At 58.9% G+C, this 21,516-nt stretch carries 21 protein-coding genes; 11 read left to right on the plus strand and 10 right to left on the minus strand.

Translation table 11 applies throughout. From position 1 onward, the window contains the following. Positions 1-48: 48 nt before the first annotated feature. Both aguB and ACZF99_RS25310 read right to left on the minus strand, forming a co-directional pair. Positions 49-927 carry an N-carbamoylputrescine amidase gene (gene aguB, locus ACZF99_RS25305; protein ID WP_483607632.1) on the minus strand — a complete coding sequence of 293 codons (879 nt, stop codon included), beginning with the start codon at positions 925-927 and terminating at the stop codon, positions 49-51. A gap of 29 nt (positions 928-956) precedes the next feature. Then, a complete protein-coding gene (locus tag ACZF99_RS25310) occupies positions 957-2,000 on the minus strand; it encodes an agmatine deiminase family protein (RefSeq protein WP_483612974.1) in 1,044 nt (347 codons plus the stop codon). A 449-nt stretch (positions 2,001-2,449) separates the two neighbouring features. Between ACZF99_RS25310 and ACZF99_RS25315 the strand changes: the two genes are divergently transcribed. After that, positions 2,450-3,529: a bifunctional transcriptional activator/DNA repair enzyme AdaA gene (locus tag ACZF99_RS25315; protein ID WP_483607633.1), complete on the plus strand. Its 1,080-nt coding sequence runs from the start codon at positions 2,450-2,452 to the stop codon at positions 3,527-3,529. A 130-nt stretch (positions 3,530-3,659) separates the two neighbouring features. Here ACZF99_RS25315 and ACZF99_RS25320 read toward each other — a convergent pair whose 3' ends face one another. The 5 genes from ACZF99_RS25320 to pcp all read right to left on the minus strand — a co-directional run bounded on the left by ACZF99_RS25320 (position 3,660) and on the right by pcp (position 7,717). After that, positions 3,660-4,877 (minus strand): ABC-2 family transporter permease, encoded by a 1,218-nt coding sequence (locus ACZF99_RS25320; RefSeq protein ID WP_483607634.1) that lies wholly within the window; start codon positions 4,875-4,877, stop codon positions 3,660-3,662. Beyond that, on the minus strand, positions 4,874-5,740 hold the full coding sequence (locus tag ACZF99_RS25325) for an ABC transporter ATP-binding protein (protein WP_483607635.1): 867 nt from the start codon (positions 5,738-5,740) through the stop codon (positions 4,874-4,876). Before ACZF99_RS25325 ends, ACZF99_RS25320 begins: the two co-directional genes overlap by 4 nt. Then, complete coding sequence (locus ACZF99_RS25330) at positions 5,716-6,465, minus strand: hypothetical protein (RefSeq protein ID WP_483607636.1); 750 nt, start codon at positions 6,463-6,465, stop codon at positions 5,716-5,718. The genes ACZF99_RS25325 and ACZF99_RS25330 overlap by 25 nt, the downstream gene beginning before the upstream one ends. Then, positions 6,458-6,919 (minus strand): RNA polymerase sigma factor, encoded by a 462-nt coding sequence (locus tag ACZF99_RS25335; protein WP_483607637.1) that lies wholly within the window; start codon positions 6,917-6,919, stop codon positions 6,458-6,460. The genes ACZF99_RS25330 and ACZF99_RS25335 overlap by 8 nt, the downstream gene beginning before the upstream one ends. A gap of 189 nt (positions 6,920-7,108) precedes the next feature. Next, positions 7,109-7,717: a pyroglutamyl-peptidase I gene (gene pcp, locus ACZF99_RS25340; RefSeq protein WP_483607638.1), complete on the minus strand. Its 609-nt coding sequence runs from the start codon at positions 7,715-7,717 to the stop codon at positions 7,109-7,111. A 313-nt stretch (positions 7,718-8,030) separates the two neighbouring features. Here pcp and serS point away from each other — a divergent pair, with 313 nt between their 5' ends. From serS to ACZF99_RS25385, 9 genes are all read left to right on the plus strand, one after another. Next, positions 8,031-9,323 carry a serine--tRNA ligase gene (gene serS / locus ACZF99_RS25345; protein ID WP_483607639.1) on the plus strand — a complete coding sequence of 431 codons (1,293 nt, stop codon included), beginning with the start codon at positions 8,031-8,033 and terminating at the stop codon, positions 9,321-9,323. A 77-nt stretch (positions 9,324-9,400) separates the two neighbouring features. After that, a complete protein-coding gene (locus ACZF99_RS25350; RefSeq protein ID WP_483607640.1) occupies positions 9,401-10,510 on the plus strand; it encodes a C40 family peptidase in 1,110 nt (369 codons plus the stop codon). Positions 10,511-10,614: 104 nt separating this feature from the next. Then, positions 10,615-11,328 (plus strand): guanylate kinase, encoded by a 714-nt coding sequence (locus ACZF99_RS25355; protein WP_483607641.1) that lies wholly within the window; start codon positions 10,615-10,617, stop codon positions 11,326-11,328. 155 nt (positions 11,329-11,483) lie between these two features. Beyond that, the gene (locus ACZF99_RS25360; protein WP_483607642.1) at positions 11,484-11,948 is read left to right on the plus strand and encodes a MarR family winged helix-turn-helix transcriptional regulator; all 465 of its coding nucleotides are present in this window, start codon (positions 11,484-11,486) and stop codon (positions 11,946-11,948) included. A gap of 60 nt (positions 11,949-12,008) precedes the next feature. Next, positions 12,009-13,460 (plus strand): MFS transporter, encoded by a 1,452-nt coding sequence (locus ACZF99_RS25365; protein ID WP_483607643.1) that lies wholly within the window; start codon positions 12,009-12,011, stop codon positions 13,458-13,460. Then, positions 13,457-14,551 (plus strand): saccharopine dehydrogenase family protein, encoded by a 1,095-nt coding sequence (locus tag ACZF99_RS25370; RefSeq protein WP_483607644.1) that lies wholly within the window; start codon positions 13,457-13,459, stop codon positions 14,549-14,551. Before ACZF99_RS25365 ends, ACZF99_RS25370 begins: the two co-directional genes overlap by 4 nt. Before the next feature lie 188 nt (positions 14,552-14,739). Beyond that, positions 14,740-15,123, plus strand: coding sequence for a GntR family transcriptional regulator (locus ACZF99_RS25375; RefSeq protein WP_483607645.1), 384 nt, complete (start codon positions 14,740-14,742; stop codon positions 15,121-15,123). Further along, complete coding sequence (locus ACZF99_RS25380; RefSeq protein ID WP_483607646.1) at positions 15,113-16,009, plus strand: ATP-binding cassette domain-containing protein; 897 nt, start codon at positions 15,113-15,115, stop codon at positions 16,007-16,009. Before ACZF99_RS25375 ends, ACZF99_RS25380 begins: the two co-directional genes overlap by 11 nt. Next, positions 15,987-16,697, plus strand: a complete 711-nt coding sequence (locus tag ACZF99_RS25385) for a hypothetical protein (protein ID WP_483607647.1) — start codon at positions 15,987-15,989, stop codon at positions 16,695-16,697. Before ACZF99_RS25380 ends, ACZF99_RS25385 begins: the two co-directional genes overlap by 23 nt. Before the next feature lie 569 nt (positions 16,698-17,266). Here the strand turns inward: ACZF99_RS25385 and ACZF99_RS25390 are convergent. Further along, entirely contained in the window at positions 17,267-17,980 is a 714-nt protein-coding gene (locus ACZF99_RS25390; RefSeq protein WP_483607648.1) for an ArsR/SmtB family transcription factor, read from the minus strand. Between the two features lie 106 nt (positions 17,981-18,086). Here ACZF99_RS25390 and ACZF99_RS25395 point away from each other — a divergent pair, with 106 nt between their 5' ends. Then, positions 18,087-18,716, plus strand: a complete 630-nt coding sequence (locus ACZF99_RS25395; RefSeq protein WP_483607649.1) for a flavin reductase — start codon at positions 18,087-18,089, stop codon at positions 18,714-18,716. An 86-nt stretch (positions 18,717-18,802) separates the two neighbouring features. Here ACZF99_RS25395 and ACZF99_RS25400 read toward each other — a convergent pair whose 3' ends face one another. Further along, positions 18,803-19,864, minus strand: coding sequence for an LLM class flavin-dependent oxidoreductase (locus ACZF99_RS25400; RefSeq protein ID WP_483607650.1), 1,062 nt, complete (start codon positions 19,862-19,864; stop codon positions 18,803-18,805). A gap of 497 nt (positions 19,865-20,361) precedes the next feature. Further along, entirely contained in the window at positions 20,362-21,510 is a 1,149-nt protein-coding gene (locus tag ACZF99_RS25405) for a glycerate kinase (RefSeq protein ID WP_483607651.1), read from the minus strand. Between the last annotated feature and the right edge of the window lie 6 nt (positions 21,511-21,516).

The following is a 21,516-nucleotide window of genomic DNA, read 5'->3' on the forward strand; positions in this document are numbered from 1 at the left end:
AGGTACGGTGGAATTGGGGGCTGCACGATCTGGCGTTGCCTATGCGGTTTAGTCGATGCGAAGCTCGCCGTCGTAAGAGGTGATGATCTTGTACAGATCCGGACGGCGGTCGCGGAAAATGCCCCACTCGATGCGCTGCGTCTCCAACTGATCGAGGTCAAATTCCGCTACGAGCACGGTCTCTTCCGTACGGTCGGCTTCAGCGACCTTGTTGCCTTGCGGCCCGGCGATAAAGGACGAGCCGTAGAACGTGATGCTTGAATCTTCGTCGGTTTCCATACCGACGCGGTTGGAAGCGATCACCGGCACCAGGTTCGAGGCGGCATGCCCCAGCATGCACATCTGCCAGTGATCCTTGGAGTCGATCGAGCCGTCCTGCGGCTCGGAGCCGATCGCCGTCGGGTAGAACAGCAGCTCGGCGCCCATCAGCGCCATGCAGCGGGCCGCTTCCGGGTACCACTGATCCCAGCAGACGCCGACGCCGATTTTGGCGTAACGCGTCTTCCACACTTTAAACCCGGTGTCGCCCGGATTAAAATAAAACTTCTCCTCATACCCCGGCCCGTCCGGGATATGGCTCTTGCGGTAACGGCCCAGCACTTCGCCGTCCGCGTCGATGACGGCCAGCGAGTTGTAGCGGGCGTTGTTCTTTTTCTCATAGAAGCTGATCGGCAGGACCACTTCCAATTCCTTGGCGACCTTGCGGAAATGCTGGATGGCCGCGTTCTCCTCGAGCTCGGTCGCGTAGACGTAGTAGTCGGACTTTTCTTTTTGGCAGAAATAAGGGGTTTCGAACAGCTCCTGCAGCAAAATAATCTGCGCTCCCTGCCGAGCCGCTTCCCGTACCAGTTGATCCGCCTTGGCGATATTTTCTTCTTTATTGGACGAGCAGCTCATTTGCGTTGCCGCTACTTTTACGTTTCTCATGTCGTTGGTCGAACCCCCTTCATTATCGTTTATGGGCGTCTAGCCGCCATTTGCTGCGTTGTGCAGTGTACGTTGCCGCCTTCGCGGATGATGGCCATGCCGTCGACGGTGCGGATCTTGCGATCCGGGAACGTCTCGCTCAGCACCTCCACGGCCTGACGGTCGGTTTCCGCCGCGGCCCCGCCGAACACCGGCAAAATGATGCCGCCGTTGACGAAGTAAAAGTTCAAATAGCTCAGCGTCAACCGGCTATCTTCGTAGAACGCCTGCGGCGGCTGCGGAATCGGAATAATCTCCAGCTTGCGGCCTTGAGCATCCGTCGCTGCGCTTAGGATGGCGATATTTTCCTGCGTGATCCCATAGTTGTCGTCGCTCGGATCGTCGCACACCTGCAGGATCACCTTGCCCGGCGCCGCGAAGCAAGCGACGTTGTCGACGTGTCCGTCCGTCTCGTCCCCGCTTAGACCGCGTTTCAGCCAGATGATTTGGTCGACGTTCGTGAAGTTTTTGACCGCCGCTTCGATTTCTTCCCGGCTCATGTGCGGGTTGCGGTTCTGGTTCAGCAGGCACTCCTCGGTGGTCAGCAGCGTGCCTTCCCCGTCCGTATGGATGGAGCCGCCCTCCAGCACCAGCGGGGCGTCAAAGCGTCTAACGTTCATGGCTTCGAGAATTTGCGGCGCCACCGCATCATCCAGATCCCACGGCGAATATTTCCCGCCCCAGGCGTTAAATCCCCAGTTCACTCCGGCCAGCTCGCCTTCCGGATTAACGAGGAACGTTGGCCCGTTGTCGCGCAGCCAGGCGTCGTTATGCTCGATCGGCAGATAGGCGATGCGATCCGCATTCGGGTCCTGCTCGAAGCGGGCTTGAACCTTTTGCAAATCGTCCGGATTCACGACGACCGTAATCGGTTCAAACTCGGCAATCGCCGTAATAAATTCGGCATACCCGTCGCACACCTCGGCATACCGGTCAGGATAGACCATGGACGCCTGCACCGGCCAGGAGGTGAAAGTACGTTCATGCGGCGCCCATTCGGCCGGCATTTTATAGTTTAAGTCTTTCGGATACATCGTTTCCCCCACACCCATAATGATTATCGTTTTTAAGCTCAAACCGAAACGCCCTCATGCTCTAACGCGGATGAGAAGCGCGATTAAGCCGATTTCCCCGCTACGCAAATTCTAACGACGCTGTGGATCGCTATTTCGATGAATCTGCCTCAGATCGCCTTGAAAGTATAGGATAAGCACGGTGAGCAGCGTTAACCTTGCAAATACGGCGATTGGGGCTGACTTAAGCGCTGCGGCAAGCGTTAGGCTCGCGGGCAACCCCGGAATGCTAGCGCGTTCACCCAATTTACCATGATATCATATAACAAATCTCCCTCGCCTACAATGGAAGTCTTGACCGGATCCTGCCGGGATCGCACAAAAAAATCAATGCCCGATTTTCGGCGGCATCGACTTGTTGAGGACGGTACAATAAGGTCACAAACTGAAGCCAAGGAGGCCCCGGCCGCATGATTCCCGCAGAACGGAAAGAAGAATTCTATCAAGCTTTATTGGAGAAAAAGACGGAATATGAAGGCGTGTTCTACGTCGGCGTCAAAACGACCGGCGTCTTCTGCCGCCCAACCTGCCCGGCGCGCAAACCGAAGTTCGAAAACTGCGAGTTTTACGAGACCGCCAAGGAAGCGCTGCTCGCCTCGTTCCGGCCTTGCCGGCGCTGCCGTCCGCTGTCCCATCCGAACCACGTCTCCGACCTGGTGCGGCAGCTGGTGGAAGCGGTGGAAGCCAACCCGGAGAAGCGCTGGAGGGACGAGGACTTTCGGCAGCTGTCCGTCGATGCGTCCACGGCGCGCCGCCAATTCAAGAAGCGCTTCGGCATGACCTTCGTGGAATACGCTCGTTCCCGGCGCATGGGGCTGGCGCTTGGGAACATCCGCTCCGGCCTGCCGGTCATCGACGCCCAGCTCTCCACGGGATACGAATCGAGCAGCGGATTCCGGGACGCTTTTTCCCGGATCATGGGAGCCGCCCCGACTCGCCTGGAAGAAAGCCGGGTGCTGCGGGCTTCGTGGATCGACACCCCGCTGGGGCCCATGATCTCCATCGCCGATGAAGAAGCGTTGTACCTGCTGGAATTCGTCGACCGCCGCGGGCTCGAACGCGAAGTGGAACGGCTCCGGCTCCGGACGAAATCCGCGATCATCCCCGGCGTCACCGGGCCCATTCGCTCGATCGAGCGGGAGCTCGCCCTGTACTTCGACGGGCGGCTGACCGCATTCGCCACGCCTTTGCGACTGCTCGGCACGCCGTTTCAGCAGCAGGTTTGGGCGCGGCTGCGGCAAATCCCGCCCGGGGAGACGCGCTCGTACGCCGAACTGGCGGCGGAGGTCGGCCGTCCGGCGGCGTTCCGCGCCGTCGCCCAAGCCAACGGGGCCAACCAACTGGCCCTTGTCATCCCCTGCCACCGAGTCATCAACGCGAATGGCGATCTCGGGGGCTACGGCGGCGGACTGTCGCGCAAAAGCTGGCTGCTGAATCACGAGAAACACGGAGGAGGAACGCAGGATGCCGCAACGAACCAAGCAACTTGAACAAGCCCGCGCCCTGGCAGAGGCGTCGCCCGCGTCAGTTACGGGGCCCATCCTTACCTGCGGCTGAATGGACGCTTTGAAGGAAGCCGGGCGCAAGGTGCTGCGGTTGGAGGCGAAATAACCGGGGCGGCTAAACGATCTGATGGTGCTTGAAGGCAAGGTAGCCCAGCGGCGCAAGCAGGATGCTTACTACGGCGGCAAACAACGGCATGAACACGTACGGGCGGACAACCAATCCAAGCGTTTCATACTGGATCGGGCTGGTCACGGGACCAAAATCCATCATGTACGTCGGCAGAAGATGGACAAGATTGGATAGCCATACGGGATCGTACGATACCTGGATGAACATGGGTACGACAAGCAACAGGCTGATCAGAACGATGACGCCGAACGGAGACTTTAGTTTTGCGGACAAGAGCATCGTAATCGCCGCGGTCAGCAAACAGGCGAACAAGATGCAAATCGATAAGAGCAGCGCCGTCTGCCCCATCGTCAGCGGATAGGGCGACATGGGGGAGTAAAGCTGCAGCGGCGCGTTCCCGCCGTCAAAGCCGAAGGTGAGCATCGACAGGAAATAACTCAACGCGGTCAGGGTCAGGGTTATCGCGGCCGCCAACGAAAAGCCCGTAAATAATTTGGCTTGAATCAACCTGCGTTTCCCGTGCTTCGAAGCGAGGATGAGCTGATCGGCTCCGGTGGCGTATTCGGCCGAAAACAGCGGAGCGATGCAAATCGCCATCACGAACGCGGCCATCAAGCCTTCGGAGTACATCAGGGTAAAGAAACGCGTATAGCCGTCGGTATAAGAAAAAGCAAACGGCGTTTTTACCCGATCGTCCAGCGCCAGCACTGCCTCCTTGCTCTTATCGCTCATCTGCGTCTGTTCTACGGCCAATGTCTGTTTTTCCCGGCGCAAGGTGTAGAAATCGTCAGCCTGTTTCTTCGTCAGGACTTGAAAATCCTCCATATTGAACCGCCGTGAGTCGGTGTTGTAAATCGCGCGGCTGATGGAGTAAATCCCGCTGTACTTCCGGGCCAACGTCTGATATTCCTCGGTCCCTTGATACAGGTTAGCTTCCGGGATCTTCGCATAAGCATGGGCCGCTTCCAGGATCAATCCCGCGTCGATCTCCCGGCCGGCAAGCGACCGGGCGTAAGTCCGGTCCTTGACCATGCCTTCATAATGGGACTCGAACCGCTTGCCTTCGATGTAATAGTTGCCGAGCAGCGTCCCCCAACAACTGATCAAGGATAAGATAATCGCCAGCAGCAAGGTAATAACCACGCTTTTTTTGCGCAATATTTTTCGATATTCGAAACCGACCAGGCTCCAAAATCCGTTCATCGCTCGCTCACCTCGCTGAAATAATAAAGATAAAGATCCTCCAGCGTAGCTTGTACGGGGACCGCCAAGTCGCCGGGCTTCTCCTCGCACACCAGACGCAAGAACACGTCCGCTCCCTCTTGCCGCAGATTAACGACCAGATGCTTATCGCACAAAACATCCGCCGACGCTTGCGGAATTGTGCATTCCCACACTTTGCCCTCTATGGTTCGGATAATCTCCTCCAAGGTCCCCTGATGGATGAGCTGGCCGTCTTTCATCACCAGGATGAGATCCGCAATGTGTTCCACGTCCGAGACGATATGGGTGGATAACAGGACGATACGATCCGCACCAAGCCGGGAAATTAAATTGCGGAAGCGCACCCGTTCTTTCGGATCGAGACCGGCCGTCGGCTCGTCCAAAATCAAAATCCTGGGGTCATTCAACATCGCCTGCACGATGCCAAGCCGTTGTTTCATGCCTCCGGAGAAGGTTTTGATCTTCTTGTTTGCCTCCTTCTCCAGCGAAACCAGTTCCAGCAATTCCCGCGATCTTTCCAGGGCGCGCGGCTTGGGCAGCCCCTTCAGCGTGGCGATGTAGAGCATGAAATCAAGCGCCGAAAATTCGGGATAATAACCGAATTCCTGCGGCAAATATCCCAATGCGTCGCGGTAATCCTCGTGGCTGACGTCGATGCCTTCATAAGCGATGGTGCCGGACGTCGGGGCCAGCACCCCGCACATCATGCGCATCAGCGTCGTTTTGCCGGCGCCGTTGGCGCCCAGCAGGCCGTACACGCCGGGACGAAGCGTAAGAGAAATCCGGTCGCAGGCGATTTTGGGGCCGTAGTGCTTGGTCACTCGGTCAAGAATAAGTCCCATGTTCTCTCCTCCGTTCGTTTATGCAAATCGCGCAGCTGAAGACCGATGAACAAGCTGCTTGCGGCAAACAGAAGCAGCCAGTAGCCCAGAAACGCATTGGTATAAAGAAACCGCAGCGCGCTTGCGGCAACGACGTTCGTCATGCTGACGAGGCAGGCCGCCGCGGCGCAGCCGTAGACGCTTTCCCGTCCGCGCACCCGGTTCACGATCCACAGGCTGACGCCGCAGGTCATAAGATAGGGAACGAGCAGGTAGGTCGCAGCTTGCAGCAAGCCATAGGACGACCTCTGGCTTATCAGGGTCAGAAGCAACGCCAATATAAGGAAATTCCCTCCGCCTAAAATAGCGGCCCGCGCCATAACGACCTGCGGCAGGCCGAACCGGCAGCTCAATTCCAGCTCCGCCATGCGACAGCCCATGGAGCGCGACAGCTCCGTAGCCGTCAGCAAAGCCAAGAACGGCAGGAGGGCGGAAAGGGTCCAGAGCCGGCCCGCTTCCGCATGCCAAAGATTGGCCTGCGGCGAAGATAGGGCAACGGCCCAGCCCATCGCCGCGATCAGGGCGGAAAGCGCCCAGACCCGTTTGCGAATATAGCGGAACTGGCTGAGGAAGAAATCCGCACCGGAGATTTTGGGATAACGAAGCGTTTTTAGGAATCGCTCTTTATCCTCGGGTTTCGGTGCTTCAAACGCGGTTTGCAAGGCGTTTTTCCATCGGTTAGTCAAGAGCATCCTCCCCTTTCAGCATGGCCTTCAGAGCAGCCAGCGCAGAACTTGTCTTCCGGTAGACCGCGAAACGGGAAAGTCCCGTAATCGCCGCGATTTCACCGACGGCAAGCTCGTTGGCGTATCGCAATAGCAACAGCTCCCGTTCCAATTCCGGCAGCGTTGTTAAGGCCTGCCGGACGACGATTTGAAGCTCCAACCGGTCTAACGAATCCGTGTCGGGCAGCTCTCCGGCCAGTTGTTCCGGCTGTTTTTGGCGGAACGTGTCCATGCAGAGATTTCGCGCGATGGTGTAAAGGTAGGCCAGCGGCTTCCCGCGTTCGATGTATGAGTTCTGCGCAAAGTACTTGAGGCAGGTTTCCTGGGTCAGGTCTTCCGCCAAAGAGGCATTGCCGACCTTATAGTAGCAATAGCGATAGATTTTGTCGTAAAGTTCTTCGATGTCGACCGACACATGAAAACCTCCCCTCACATTGCTTAACGGACTTAGGCGAAGAGATGTGCGGCGGAAAACGGGAAAGTTCACGGTTTGTCCTCAAACCCGCGGTTAGATACGAAAAAAAGCCCGCCGAGGACCGTATGGCCTGTGGCGGGACTGCCTTATTGGACTTGCAACGGCTTCAAACCTGCCGATAGCTGACATCTACTCCGTCATCGCTCGAATCGCCTGTTCCAACCCCTCCACCATCTGCTCCAGCGCCATGCTCGGGGCGCCGGGATGCCGCTCCGCCTGTTCCGGCAGGTAAGGGACATGGATGAACCCGCCCCGGATCGGCTTGCCGCTGACGGCGAGGTGGTGCATTAGCCCGTAAAATACATGGTTGCACACAAAGGTGCCGGCCGACAGCGAAAGCGACGCGGGAATTCCCTCGTCCTGCAGCCGTTCCGCCATGCGCTTGACCGGCAGCGTGGTCCAATAAGCCGCCGGACCCTCCGGTATGACCGGTACGTCGACTGGCCGATATCCCGCATTGTCGGCGATGACGGCGTCGCTTAAGTTGACGGCAATCCGCTCGAACGAGATCCCCACTCGTCCGCCGGCCTGGCCCAACGCGATTACCGCCTCGGGTTCGGTTTCCTTGATGCAGGACAACAAGCGCTCGATGGATGGGCCGAACACCGTCGGAAGCTCCAGCCCTACGACCTCAAAGGAGCCGATCCCACGGCCCTGCAGCCGGCGAACCGCTTCAACCGCCGGATTGATCGGTTCGCCGCCAAAGGGTTCGAAGCCGGTGAGCAGCAATTTTCTCATTTAACGTTTCCCTCCCTCTTGAAAATCCCGGGTCACTTACGCTATACTGCTATACAAATCAAATTTCGGAATCATGCCTATGAAGAGCATCCAACTCGGAGGCGTTTTCGTCAAGGGGAACCCGCGCAACAAACGCGCATGAAAATCTCCCTCCTAAGTTAACCGGGTCCGCCCGTTACCGCGGAACTAAAGGGGATTGAACCGGCCCTGCCGGTTTAGTCAATTTGGGTGGCACCGCGAGCATACAGCGCTCCTCGTCCCAATCGGACGAAGGGCGCTTTTTGTATTCTCATACGTAAAGGAGCGGATCACCATGCTAGACGTGAAATGGATTCGGGAGCATCAGGAACAGGTTCAAACGGTGACGGGGGAAAAAGGGATCGACTTATCGGTCCCGGAGCTATTGCATTGGGACGACCAACGCCGGGCCTTGCTGCAGGAAACGGAACGGCTGCGGCAGGAGCGCAACCGGCTGACGCCTAAGATCGAAGCGCACATCCGGGAGCAAGGGCCGGACGCAGCCGCCGCGTTGAAAGAAGAAGTCAAACAGCTGAACCGGCGGCTGAATGGGCTGGAGAAAGAGCTGGAGGAAGCCGAACGCGAATATCGGCGGCTGATGCTGCTCGTCCCTAACCCGGTCTCGCCGGATACCCCCAAGGGCCGGTCGGATCTCGACAATGTCGAGGTCAAGCGGGCCGGCGAACCGGCGGCATTCGGGTTTGCGCCGCGGGACCACGTCGCGTTAGGCGAGCTTCATCGGATGATCGACATCCCCCGCGGGGTCAAAACAGCCGGTGCGCGCAACTACTACTTGAGCGGCACAGGGGTGCTGCTGCACCGGGCGGTGCAACAGCTGGCCGTGGATCTCCTCGCGGCAAAAGGATTCACCTTGCTGGAGGTCCCGTTAATGGTGCGCTCGGAGGCGCTCGTGAACACCGGATTCTTCCCGCTGGGAGCGGATCAGACGTACCGGATGGCCGAGGAAGACCGCTGGCTGGTCGGCACCGCCGAGGTCCCGCTCGTGTCGTACTTCGACCGCGAGATCGTCGACGTTATCCATCCGGTGAAGCTAGCCGCCGCTTCGTTATGTTTCCGCAGCGAGGTCGGCTCGGCGGGCCGGGACGTGCACGGCTTGTACCGCGTGCATCAGTTCTCGAAGGTCGAGCAGGTGGTGCTGTGCGAGAACGACCTGGAGCTGTCGGAGCGGCTGTTTCAGGAAATCACGCAAAACGCCGAGGAGTTGCTTCAGCTTCTGGAGCTCCCTTACCGGGTGATGGCGGTGTGTACCGGAGACATGTCGCAGAAAACGTATAAGCAATACGACATCGAAACGTGGATGCCAAGCCGCGGGGCTTACGGGGAGACTCATTCGTCGTCGCAGCTGCTGGATTTTCAGGCGCGCCGTTCGAATATCCGCTTCAAAGACCGGGACGGCAAGCTGCAATACTGTTACACGTTAAACAACACCATGGTCGCCTCGCCGCGGATTCTGATTCCATTATTGGAAAATCATCAGGAAGAAGACGGTAGCATCCGGATTCCGCATGCACTTCGCAAGTACATGAACGGCTTGGATCGCCTGACACCGCTGGTTTCGCAGGGATAGGAAACATTTCCCACACAACTAAATGACCTCGGTTTCGTCCAACTATATAAATCCATCCAGAAAATAGGTGATTTGTTATGACGAAACCACTCAACCCTAAAACGCTCGGACTCGCCTGGCTGCTGACGGCCTCCCTCGCGCTGTCCGCCCAGGCGGGAACGGTCGGCGCGGAGCCTGCGGGCGGCGCGGCTTCGGGGGCTTTGACGGCGGCGGTTCCGGCCCCCCCAACCGCCTCCACGGGCCGCATCGCGGTCGAACTCGACGGGCGGCCGCTGCAGACGGAGACGCCGCCGGTCCTGGTGAGCGGCAGCGTCCTGTTGCCGATCCGCGACGTATTTGAGGCGCTGGGCGCCAAGCTGGTCTGGGACGACGACAGCAAGACCGTCACGGCGACTCGGGGACAAATGACGCTGGTTTACCGGATCGGCGACCCCACGGCACAGCTGAACGGGCAGACCTTAACGCTGCCGGTGCCCGGGCGGATCGCGGACGGCGGTTATGCGCTGGTGCCCCTGCGGTTCGTAAGCGAAGCGCTGGGCAGCGACGTAGTCTGGGACGGCGACCGCCGCACGGTACGGATCGCTTCGGCGTTTACATACGAAACCACCGTCGCGTGGGGCGTCAACCTGCGCAGCGCGCCGGATGCGGATAGCGAAACGGTCGGCAAGGAGCTGCTTCCCGCCGGCAGCAAGCTGCATGTCGTTCGCGAGGCCGGCGCGCTTTGGCTGGAGGTGCGCACTGCGGACGGTCGCTCCGGTTATGTATCGGCCAAGCCGAAGTACACCGACTATCGGAGCGACGCCCTCGCGGACAAGCAGGCGGACGAGCTGATCGCGTATGGCAAAACGTTCGAAGGCACGCCTTACGAATTCGGCGCGTCGCCGGGCCAGACGAACACGTTCGACTGCTCCTCTTTCGTGAAACGGGTGTACGAAGATGTACTTTCGATCGAGCTTCCGCGCGTTTCCTACGACCAAGCCAAAGAAGGCACAGAGGTTAGTCTGGACAAGCTGCGCAAGGGAGACCTGCTGTTCTTCAGCGCGCGCGGGCTGGATATCGGGCACGTCGGGATCTACATCGGCGACAACCGAATCCTGCATACCTATTCCAAGGAGCAAGGGGTCCATGTCGAAGCGTTCGACGGTCAATGGAAGAAGCGGTTTGTGACCGCACGGCGGGTGTTCTGAGGAAGCGGCCGGAGGAAATGCGGAAAGCTCTGGAGTTAAGCCGGAATTCATTCATTTTTTTCCTCTTTTTGCCGACATAGGAAGTAAAGACGTTCGCGAAGGAGGTGAATCCGTGCGGTTCTGCCGGCGGCATCCCGCTTAAGCCGGATAACGCGCACGGAGACGCGATGTGGAAATGGCTGAAAGGCTCGAAAGCAACCTCTGACCCTACTCGCAACGAGAGCGGAACCCTCGGCCAGGCCGACGCGGCCCTGGCGGAAGAACGCGTACCGCAGCCCAAGGTGATCATCATCACCGGTACGAGCGGCTCCGGCCGAAAGAGCATCGCCAAGCAGCTAAGTACCGAGTTGGGCTTTCCTTATGTGCTGCCTTACACGACCCGCGCCTTGCGCAAGGGGGAACGGGACGGCGAGCACTACCGTTTTATCGCGGAAGCGGACTTTCAGGCGATGCTCGGCAGACAAGAGTTCAGCCAAAGCGTCCGCCTGGAGCGCGGCAGCTACGGAATTGCGGAACGCGAGTTGAGCGAAGCCTTGGAGCAGCGTGGCGCGGCGATCGTCGTCGTGAATCATGACGGCTTGCAGGCGCTGCGGAAACGGTTTGGACCGCGGGCGATCCGGATTTTCCTGTACGTGACGAAGGAAGATATCCGGCTGCGCGAGGAACGGGAAGGCGCTCCGCCCGAAGTCATTGAAGAGTACTTGCGGAACTACTCCGAGCAGGTCATTTACAAGAAAGAGTCCGACTATTTGCTGCAAAACCTCGAACCGGCGGAAACCCTGGCGAAGATCAAGGATTTTTTGCAGGACAAAATCTAAACGGAAGCGGGCCCCCCGGTCGTATGGCCGCGGTGGCCCGTTTTTATGTGCGTCAGGTCCCAACGAGTGGAGGGACTCCCGAGCGGGATACGGTCGGAACTTCTTTTCTTGACGGCAGCTTGACAATTATTTAGTTTAGAAACTATACTAATTGCATGAACACGAACCGCTCTACCCCACCCAACCCTTCGAATCATTCGAATAGCGGCAGCCGCAGCATCGGTCGCCTAATCATGCAGCTCCGCCGGCTTGAGCGCCAGCCGCTTCCTTTCGGCGATGCCGGGACGTTAACGCCCAGCGAGATCCATACGATCGAGGCGATCGGTATGGAGGGAGGCGTTCTCATGAGCGAATTGGCTTCACGCCTGGGCGTCACCAAAGGAGCCATTACGCAGTTGGTCGCCCGTCTTTCGGCGAAGAACCTGATCCATCGCACGCAGCATCCCTCCGACTCGCGGGGAAGCTTGATTTCGCTTACCCGGAAAGGGCAAGAAGCGTTAACGGCTCATGAAGAGCTGCATCTTCGCTTCTACGATCAGCTTCGTGCCCAGTTAAGCGAGCAGGAAATCGAAGTCTTCGAGCGTTGCATGGATAAATTCGCCGACTTCTTGGAGAAGTAATTTTTTTTAGCCAATTGGTATAGTTACTAAACTAAATGAGAATCAGAAAGCGAGTTGCTTATGAGATATCGATCGTTTCTTCGTTCGGATTCGGCCGGATTTCGCCGATTTTGGATGATGACCGCCATCTGTACGGGGGCTTTCCTTTCGCATTTTACCGCCGGCGTAGTTCATGTTTCCCTGCCTTATTTGGCCGAGGTCTTTCATACGAATCTGGACACGGCCCAATGGATAACGACCGGTTACTTACTCGTCATCGCCTTATTGCTTCCGATCATGGGCAAGCTAGGCGACCGCTACGGCCACCGGCGCATCCACAATTTCGGATTCGGCTTGTTCAGCGTCGCTTCCGTCCTGATCGCGGCTTTCCCCCACCTTGTGGCACTGCTTGGGTTCAGGATGCTGCAAGCCGGGGGCGCCGCCATGTTCCAAGCCACCAATATCGCGCTCATCACCGTGCATGTCCCCCCGGAACGACGCGGGCGGGCACTCGGTACCGTGAGCACGGCCGTGGCTCTCGGCGCGATGTTCGGACCGATAGCCGGGGGCGCAATCGCAGAGTGGCTGTCTTGGCAATGGCTGTTTATGCTTCATGTCCCGGTTGCCCTCATCGCCACCTGGCTGGCCTTCCGCTACATCCCCGTTCGCGAACGGGAGCGGACCCCGGCACCTCCCGATCCCGTTGGGGCCTTTCTGTTTATCGTGTCGGTCGGCTCCGGCGTGATCGGCCTAACCCACGCACAGACGCAAGGCTGGTTCGCCCCCGGAACGATCGTCATCCTGTCCCCCGTCCTCCCGCTGCTCCTTCTGCTCCTGCTTTGGGAGCTGCGGCGCCCCTCTCCCTTTTTGCCGGTCAGGGCTTTGGGGATTCCGGCCGTGGGTTCCGGGTTGATCCTTAGCTGCGCTTCGTTCGCCATGGCCAATATCGTGCTGGTTACCTTGCCGTTTTATTTGTCCGGGGAGTTCGGCTTATCCCCGTCCCTTGTCGGGGGGATCATGACCGCGTATCCACTCCTGCTGGCCGCCGCCGGGCCGGTCGCGGGCCACGGGTCCGACGTCTACGGCTCCAGACGGTTTATGCTGCTTGGCTTATGTACAATGGGCGGCGGGCTCGCCCTGTTCGCCCTCTATTTAAACCGGTTGCCGCTCATCGGCGTAACGGCGGTGCTGGCGTTGATCGGGTTGGGCATGGGACTCATCGCCTCGCCCAATAACAGCTATATCATGCGCCATGCCCCGCAGACGCAGGTCGGGGCGATCGGAGGCATGGTTGCGCTGACCCGCAATCTAGGCATGACCTTCGGTGCGGCCCTCGGGCTGGGGGCAATGGCGAATCCGGGGCAAAATCCCCGGACCGGGGAGATTCCGGCTGCCTTCGGGAACGGCTTCTGGATTGCCGCAGCGGCTCTGCTGATCTTCGGAGCCGGCGCTTATTGGGAAGCCCGCCGAAACAATAACAAAGCGGCCGACATCCATCAAAATCGCCGAACAAGGAAGGAGAAATCAAAATGAATATAAGAGATCGCATCGTCGTCGTGGGAGGTTACGGCCAAGTGGGCCAAACGATTTGCAACGGGTTAAGCAAACTTTATCCGGGTAAAGTGTATGCGGCGGGAAGAAGTCTGGAACGTGCGGAGCAGTTCAGCCTTGCTACCGGAGGTAAAGTGAAGCCGTTAAAGCTCGATGTCCGCGGCGAACTCGACCCGCATATCCTGGAGCGGACCAAACTCGTCGTCATGTGTCTGGACCAAACGGACACCCGCTTCATTCGCGATTGTTTCGCGAATGGCATTCATTATGTGGATATTTCCGCCGACTACTCCTTTCTTGCCCAAGCGGAACAATGCCATGCGGCAGCCATCGACGGCCGGGCATCGGCAGTGCTGAGCGTCGGGCTGGCTCCGGGTCTGACCAACCTGATGGCGCGTCACGCCCAAAGTCTCTTGGATCGCGCGGACCGCCTGGACATTTCCATCCTGTTGGGATTGGGAGACCGGCATGGCCGGGCGGCCATCGAATGGACGATCGATAACCTCAACGGGAAGTACAAGGTAGTTCAAGGGGGCGGGGAACGGGAGGTCGCCAGTTTCACGGACGGCAGAACAACGGACTTTGGAGCAAAATTAGGACGCCGCAAAGCATACCGTTTTAACTTTTCCGACCAGCACGTGCTCCCGCGAACGCTTGGCATTCCCTCCGTCTCCACGCGACTTTGCTTCGATTCGGCGGCAGTCACCCGGGGGCTCGCCGGGCTGAAAGCGACGGGAGTGCTGCGGTCACTGAAGTTTGGGCCTGTTCGCCAAGCCGCCATAGGGGGCTTCGGCCGGATTCGCCTGGGGAAAGACGGGTTTGCCGTCAAGATTGACGTAGGCGGGGTAAAGGAGGGCCGGCAAATGATGGCCGAGTGTCTGGTTCAAGGGCGGAATGAAGCCGCATTTACCGGCAGGATCGCCGCCGCCGTCGCTGCCGCGCTATACCGCTCCGAGTACCCGCCCGGCGTTCATCATATCGAGCAGTTGTTCGAGCTCGAATCCGTACTGGACGCCATGGGCGGGACCGATACTGCGGAGACCAAGCTGTCCGCAGCGGACAGCCTGGTTTAGAGCAGCGGACTTCCGGCTATGTGAAAACGGGCTGTCCCGGTCGTTGCGGCCGGGCGGCCCGTTTTTTTTGCGATCCGGACCCGATTAAGCGGTTATGGCTTGACGAAGGGAAAGTTTATTTATATAGTTATATACATAACTATATAACCATATAACCAATAACCAAGGGACACGGAGGTGATTTCCCGTTGAGTCCGTCTTTTGACGACAAGAAGCCGATATTTCTGCAGATCAAAGAGCTCATTGAGGACCAGATCGTGAACGACCAATTGAAGGAGCACGAGCAAATTCCTTCAACGACGCAGCTGGTGCAGTTTTACAAAATCAATCACCTGACGATCGCCAAAGGGATCAATCTGCTGGTAGACGCCGGCATTTTGTACAAGAAGAGAGGGGTTGGCATGTTTGTGGCCGAAAAGGCAAAGGAAATGCTGCTGATGCAGCGTAAGGAGCGCTTTCTCGACGAATACGTCCTGCCGATGATGCGGGAAGCCGCGAAGCTGGGCATTGCCGAGGGGGAAATGAATCGGCTGATCACAATAGCAAAGGACGGGATCAAAAATGAGCCTTGACATTACGCTGGAGCAGGTGAGTGTGAACTACGGCGGCCACCGCGCACTAACGGATATTACTTTGGAGCTGGAAGCCGGGAAAATTTACGGTCTGCTGGGCAGAAACGGCGCGGGCAAAACGACGCTGCTCTCCCTGTTGGCCTCCTATATGGAGCCGACGGCAGGACGGGTGCGCATCGGCGGCCGGAACCCGTTCGAGCATGCCGAGACGATGGCCCAGGTCAGTTTCGTCTATGAAACCAACTACAGCGAAGAAGGCGAAAAAGTGAACGGCATGCTGAAGGTAGCCGAGCGATACCGCCCTTATTTTGACCGGGCTTATGCCGACGAGCTGGTACGATTGTTCGGCTTGCCGGGGGACGTGCCGATCAAGAAGCTCTCCAGCGGGATGCAGTCGGCGCTCAATGCCGTCATCGGACTGGCCAGCCGGACCCCGGTGACGATCTTCGATGAGGTCTACCGCGGGATGGACGCACCGACCCGGGAGATTTTTTACAGGCAAGTGCTGGAGGATCAGACGGCTCACCCGCGTACGATGATCCTGTCGACCCATCTCGTTTCGGAAATGGATTATTTGTTCGAGGACGTAGTGATTTTGCACAAAGGCCGGATGCTTCTGAAGGAGCCGATCGACCGGTTGCTGGAACGCGGCGCCTCCGTCACCGGAGCGGCGGCCGACGTCGATGAGTTCGTGCGGGGCATGAAGGTGCTGGACGTTCAGCAGCTTGGCGGGACCAAGGCGGCGATGGTTTATGGGGAAATCGATGAGGCCCGGCGCAAAGCCGCTGCGAACAAAGGCCTCGACATCGGACCGGTTCCGCTGCAGAGTTTGTTCATCCACTTAACCGGGGAGGAGGGATACCATGAAGGCCAATCCGAGCTTTAAAACCCAGCCCATCCGCAATGCAAGCCGCGCCCTTCGGGTCGCTGCGGAGATGTCCCGGTTCCAGTTGACTTGGTCCGCCTGGTTTATCAGCTTCGTCATTCTGGCTTATGCGTTGATTGAAATCAATGCGCAAAACTTCATGACGTTCGCGTTCCAACCGTCCAAGGTGTTTATGCTCGTCATCGGGATCATTTCGGTATCCGGCTTCCTGAGCTTCTACGCTAGATTTGGGGTCACGCGTAAAGCTTATTTCTACGGTTCCTCTCTGGCCGCTGTGATAGTGGCTATGGTATTGATGGGGGGTGTAGGGGTGCTCGGCAGCTTGCAGTACCTGCTGTTCCCCGCACCCGAGAAGGCGTCCGTGCTGGGGGAGAACGCCTCCTGGCTGCTTACCGGGATCGTCTACATGTTGAATGGCCTGGTTTATTATTTGGCGGGGAATGTGATCAGCGCCGGCTTTTACCGGTTCGGCAAGCTCGGCGGCATGCTGTACATCGTCCTGGCCCTGGGTGTTCTGCTTGCTTCCGAGGCCATGTGGGATTTGGAACTTAAGGATCTCCTTAACCGCGTCGTCTATATTGGCCATTTGCCGGTTTGGGGTTCCTTGCTGGGTTCATTGCTGCTGGCCGGGATCGCGCTGGGGATCATTTGGACCACGACGAAGCGCGTGCGCATTAAATTAAAGTAACGCAAAAAAACCATCTCTTCCGGACGCCGGACCAGAGATGGTTTTTCGTTTGAACTTCTTTTCCGTTCCCCTATCTTCGAACGTTCGTTATATCCGGGTTGTTCGACTAGTTGGCAATGGCCAAGCTAGTTGGAAATCCTCCACTTCAATCTGCCCCATTTAGGCGATCGGCAGATGCTAAGTGGATTTTCTACACCTAAATTGTGGGGATTTACTCACAAACAACTATAAATGGGCAAAATAAGTGAGGGATTTCCAACTAATTCTCCAAAATCTCACTTTTCACTCGAAATAGATGTGCTTTTTCCACTTAGTCCTGCCTCCTAGCCGTCCGATGCCATTCGATTGGAACGGTACTTCCATCCTCAAACCTATCACATACCATGCCCCCAATCATCTCCCTCTACCAACGTGTGTAATGAACTAGTAGAGTGCTCCTGAAATACCGCGAGCATGGCGAAAGACTGAAGCGAACATATAGCCGAAGAAATGGCTGCTATTTTAGGAATTCGCTACTTTTGCACGCTATTTTTGCATGCTATTTTCGAACGTTATATCGCGTTGTTCGACTAGACCGACCTTTCCTCAACATCCATATCCACCGCAAAAGCGTCCCATAACCCCGTTCGCCCCTTCGCGGTAAGCTTGACGGCCCGGCTCTGCGCACTTCGCTCCACCCATCCCAATTCGATCATCCGCTCCATCAGCGCGTTGCCGAGCGCCCCGGCCAGGTGATGGCGCCGTTCGCTCCAATCCAGGCATTTGGGGGAGAAAGCGCGGCGTTTCCGTTTGACTCGATCGACGTCGACCCCGAAACGGCGCAGAACCTCTGCCCCCCCGGCGGTAAGTTCGAACCCCCCGTCGCCTTCGGCGAGGACTCCTGTGCGGACCAAGCTTTGCGTCAGGCGGACCCCGAGACTCCCCGCCAAATGATCATAACAGGTTCGGGCATACCGCAGCGCCTGGTCCTCCACCGCCTGCCGCAACGACCGGATGGGAGCCGGCGGTGCGATCGACAACAAAGACTCCAGGACCCGGGCAACTTCCTGGTTGGCGATACCGTAATAGCGGTGGCGGCCTTGTTTCTCGACCGCAATCAGGCCGGCCTCCGTCAGCTTGGCCAGATGAAAGCTGGCCGTTTGCGGCTGAATCCCGGCCATTCGCGCCAGTTCGCCGGCGGCATGATACCTTCCGTCCAGCATGGCCGTTAGAATCGCCGACCGGCTGGGGTCGCTGATCAGCGAAGCGATGACCGCCGCTTGCCGATTGGCTGCTGCTCTCATTGCTCATTCCTCCCTTTGGGGGATGACATCCATATTTCGATGTCCATGGTAATGTTGTCATTATACAATGAACGGGAATCCACTGAAAACCAGGGAGGGAATTCGATTGTATTCTTCAAAAGCAACAACTCCGCCGGACGACACCTTGCTCATTCAGCCGAAAATTCTGTATTACGGGACGCCCGTCGTCCTGCTCACGACTCTAAACGAAGACGGAAGTTCCAATATCAGCCCGATCTCGTCCTCTTGGGCGCTGGGCGACCATCTTGTCCTCGGCATTGGGCTGGGCGGAAAAGCCGCCGAAAATCTGCAGCGCTGCCCGGAGTGCGTGATCAATCTGCCCGATCCGTCCATGTGGGAGCAGGTCGAGCGGCTAGCCCCTACCACCGGACAAAACCCCGTGCCGGATGAAAAAGCAGCACAGGGTTTTGTTTATCGGAAAGATAAATTCGCGGTCGGCGGCTTCACCCCGCAAGCTTCCCGGCAAGTGCAGCCCGTACGCATCCGCGAGTGCCCGCTGCAGATCGAAGCCGTCGCGGCGGACTTCCGGGTGCCGGACGATGCGCCCTACTTCGCGATCGTCGAAACCCGGGCCGTGGCCGTGCACGCCCGGCATGACCTCGTCATCGACGACCGCCACATCGACCCTCTCCGCTGGAGCCCGCTGATTTACAACTTCCGCCACTACTTCGGCCTCGGCGAACCGCTTGGGAAGACGTTTCGGGCGGAAGTGTGAGGGGCAAGGCTAGCGACGGAGGGCGGGACAGGGCAGGAACAAGACCTATTACCGTCGAAACTGCTCGTCTGCCGCCGCTTCGCCCTTTACTCTGCGTCCTCGCCGGCTGCTTCCCAACGGGCGATTTCCTCGCGTACCCGCGGGGCAACTTCGGTTCCGAGCAGCTCGATGGCCCGCATGACGTCCTCATGCGGCATGGTGCCCAGCGGACAATGCAGGAAGAAGCGGGTGATGCCGACGTTTTTGCGGAGGTGAATGATCTTGTTCGCCACAGTCTCCGGATCGCCGACGTACAGCGCGCCTTCCAGGCTGCGTGCGGCATCGTAGCTGGCCCGCCCGTAATGACCCCAGCCGCGTTCGCGGCCGATGATGTTCATAACCGCCTGCGTAGAAGGGAAAAACTTCTCTACGGCCACGTCGTTTCTTTCGGCGACAAAGCCGTGCGAATGGGAAGCGACCGTCAGCTTCGAGACATCGTGCCCGGCCTGGGCTGCGGCTTGCTTGTAGATCTTCACGAGCGGCGCAAACTGTACGGGGCGGCCGCCGATAATCGCCAGCACCAGCGGCAAACCAAGCGCTCCGGCACGAATGACGGACTCGGTGTTGCCGCCGCTGCCGATCCAGACCGGAAGCGGGTTCTGCACGGGACGCGGATAGACGCCCAAATTGTTGATCGCTGGACGGTGCTTGCCTTGCCAGGTTACTTTTTCCGACTCGCGCAGCTTCAGCAGCAGATCCAGCTTCTCCTCAAACAATTCCTCATAATCGTTCAACTCGTATCCGAACAGCGGGAAGGACTCGATAAAAGAGCCGCGTCCGGCCATAATCTCCGCACGTCCGTTCGAAAGGCCGTCCAGCGTCGCGAAGTCCTGGAACACCCGGACCGGATCATCGGAAGACAGCACGGTTACGGCGCTCGACAACCGAATGCGCGTTGTCTGCGGCGCTGCCGCGGCCAACACCATCGCCGGTGCGGAAGCGGCATAATCCTGACGGTGATGCTCCCCTACGCCAAACACGTCCAGCCCGACTTTGTCGGCCAGGACGATTTCCTCTACCACCTCGCGCAGCCGCTGCGCATGACTGATCAATTCGCCAGTGACGACGTCCGGCGTCGTTTCCACGAACGTGCTGATTCCGATTTCCATGTTTTGTTCCTCCGCTTCATCTTATTAACATTAACTATATTTTTGTATTTTACTATACTTTTGTCATATGGGCAAAAGAAAAGCTTATAGACCTATCCATAAACTGTGCGCATCATGCTCCACCTATACCTGTGGCTCGCACATGCCGGGGGCTGCTCCGAAATGTTGCACAAACTGCACAAACTGCAACATTTCGGAGCTGTAGGCGGCCGAGGCAGCGAAATGTTGTATAGAGTACAACATTTATAAGCAAGACGGCCGCGTGAGGGTGAAAATGTTGTAGTTTATGCAGCATTTGCCCCGCAGGGGCAATGAAAAAGGGAGAAATGTTGTAGGAATTACAACATTTCTCCCTTTGGGCCGGCGGAGCGGGCGAGGGACCGGGGCGCGGCTGAGTATGGCCCGGCAGAGCGCCTGGCGCAGCCGTAGCCGCGCCGCTGGCCCGCTGTCGCGCGTCGGCCGGGGCACGGCAGCCGCAGGCCGCCCCGCGCGGGCAGTCAACCCCGCCGCAGCAGGCGGCCGATGCTCTCGCAGGCGCGCTCCACGTTGCGCGGCCCGTCGGCGAGCAGCTGCGGCAGAGCGGCCGGCCCGGGGGCGATGCCGAAGATCGCATCGATCCCTTCGGCGTACAGCGCGTCCGCACCCTCGCCGATCGTGCCGGCGATCGCGATCACCCGCTTGCCGGCGGCCTTGGCGACCCGGGCTACCCCACAGGGCGTCTTCCCGAACTTCGTCTGGAAATCGATGCTGCCCTCGCCGGTGAACACCACGTCCGCCGCAGCCGCCTTCTCCCGCAGGCCGGTATAGTCGATCACGATCTCGACGCCCCTGCGCAGTTCGGCCTGCGTGAAGAGCAGCAGCCCGGCGCTGAGGCCGCCGGCCGCCCCCGCCCCCGGGACGTCCCGCACGTCCCGGCCAAGCTGGCGCCGCGCCGTCTCCGCGTAATGCGCCAGCGCGGCGTCAAGCTGCTCCGCCAGCGCGGGAGTGGCGCCCTTCTGCGGCCCGAACACGCGGGACGCGCCGCGCTCGCCGCAGAGCGGGTTGTCGACGTCGCAGGCCACGATCAGCCGCGTCCGCCGCAGCAGGGGATCCAGCGCGGACACGTCGATCCGCGCCAGCTCCCCGAGGCTGCCGCCGCCGCGCGGCAGCGGACGCCCCGACGCGTCCAGGAAGCGAGCGCCAAGCGCCTCGGCCATGCCGACGCCGCCGTCGTTCGTCGCGCTGCCGCCGATGCCGACGATGATCCGGCGTACGCCCCGGTCGAGGCAGGCGCGGATCAGCTCGCCGATGCCGTACGTCGTCGCCCGCAGCGGGTTACGCCGCTCCGGCGGCACCAGCGGAAGCCCGCTGGCCGAAGCCGTCTCGATCGCCGCAGTCTCTCCGTCGCCCAACAGCCCATACTGCGCCGTGACCGGTTCCCCGAGCGGACCCGTCACCTCCAGCGAGTGCAGCCTTCCGCCCGTGGCGTCGACCAGGGCTTGAACCGTTCCCTCCCCGCCGTCGGCCATCGGAGCATGGATATAATGCGCATCCGGAAACGCTTTGCGCAGTCCTTTTTCCATCGCCAGACACACTTCCTTGGCGGTCATGCTCTCCTTGAACGAATCCGGTGCCAACAGAAACGTGGTTTGCCGTGCCGAGGTCATGGGGAT

The sequence above is a fragment of the Paenibacillus sp. JL3B1040 genome (assembly GCF_057063165.1).

What these genes read in the sequence shown, in the direction of transcription:
- aguB (WP_483607632.1), bottom strand. Translation starts at nt 927, where the DNA reads ATGAGAAACGTAAAAGTAGCGGCAACGCAAATGAGCTGCTCGTCCAAT.
- ACZF99_RS25310 (WP_483612974.1), bottom strand. Translation starts at nt 2,000, where the DNA reads ATGTATCCGAAAGACTTAAACTATAAAATGCCGGCCGAATGGGCGCCG.
- ACZF99_RS25315 (WP_483607633.1), top strand. Translation starts at nt 2,450, where the DNA reads ATGATTCCCGCAGAACGGAAAGAAGAATTCTATCAAGCTTTATTGGAG.
- ACZF99_RS25320 (WP_483607634.1), bottom strand. Translation starts at nt 4,877, where the DNA reads ATGAACGGATTTTGGAGCCTGGTCGGTTTCGAATATCGAAAAATATTG.
- ACZF99_RS25325 (WP_483607635.1), bottom strand. Translation starts at nt 5,740, where the DNA reads ATGGGACTTATTCTTGACCGAGTGACCAAGCACTACGGCCCCAAAATC.
- pcp (WP_483607638.1), bottom strand. Translation starts at nt 7,717, where the DNA reads ATGAGAAAATTGCTGCTCACCGGCTTCGAACCCTTTGGCGGCGAACCG.
- serS (WP_483607639.1), top strand. Translation starts at nt 8,031, where the DNA reads ATGCTAGACGTGAAATGGATTCGGGAGCATCAGGAACAGGTTCAAACG.
- ACZF99_RS25350 (WP_483607640.1), top strand. Translation starts at nt 9,401, where the DNA reads ATGACGAAACCACTCAACCCTAAAACGCTCGGACTCGCCTGGCTGCTG.
- ACZF99_RS25360 (WP_483607642.1), top strand. Translation starts at nt 11,484, where the DNA reads ATGAACACGAACCGCTCTACCCCACCCAACCCTTCGAATCATTCGAAT.
- ACZF99_RS25365 (WP_483607643.1), top strand. Translation starts at nt 12,009, where the DNA reads ATGAGATATCGATCGTTTCTTCGTTCGGATTCGGCCGGATTTCGCCGA.
- ACZF99_RS25370 (WP_483607644.1), top strand. Translation starts at nt 13,457, where the DNA reads ATGAATATAAGAGATCGCATCGTCGTCGTGGGAGGTTACGGCCAAGTG.
- ACZF99_RS25380 (WP_483607646.1), top strand. Translation starts at nt 15,113, where the DNA reads ATGAGCCTTGACATTACGCTGGAGCAGGTGAGTGTGAACTACGGCGGC.
- ACZF99_RS25385 (WP_483607647.1), top strand. Translation starts at nt 15,987, where the DNA reads ATGAAGGCCAATCCGAGCTTTAAAACCCAGCCCATCCGCAATGCAAGC.
- ACZF99_RS25390 (WP_483607648.1), bottom strand. Translation starts at nt 17,980, where the DNA reads ATGAGAGCAGCAGCCAATCGGCAAGCGGCGGTCATCGCTTCGCTGATC.
- ACZF99_RS25400 (WP_483607650.1), bottom strand. Translation starts at nt 19,864, where the DNA reads ATGGAAATCGGAATCAGCACGTTCGTGGAAACGACGCCGGACGTCGTC.
- ACZF99_RS25405 (WP_483607651.1), bottom strand. Translation starts at nt 21,510, where the DNA reads ATGACCTCGGCACGGCAAACCACGTTTCTGTTGGCACCGGATTCGTTC.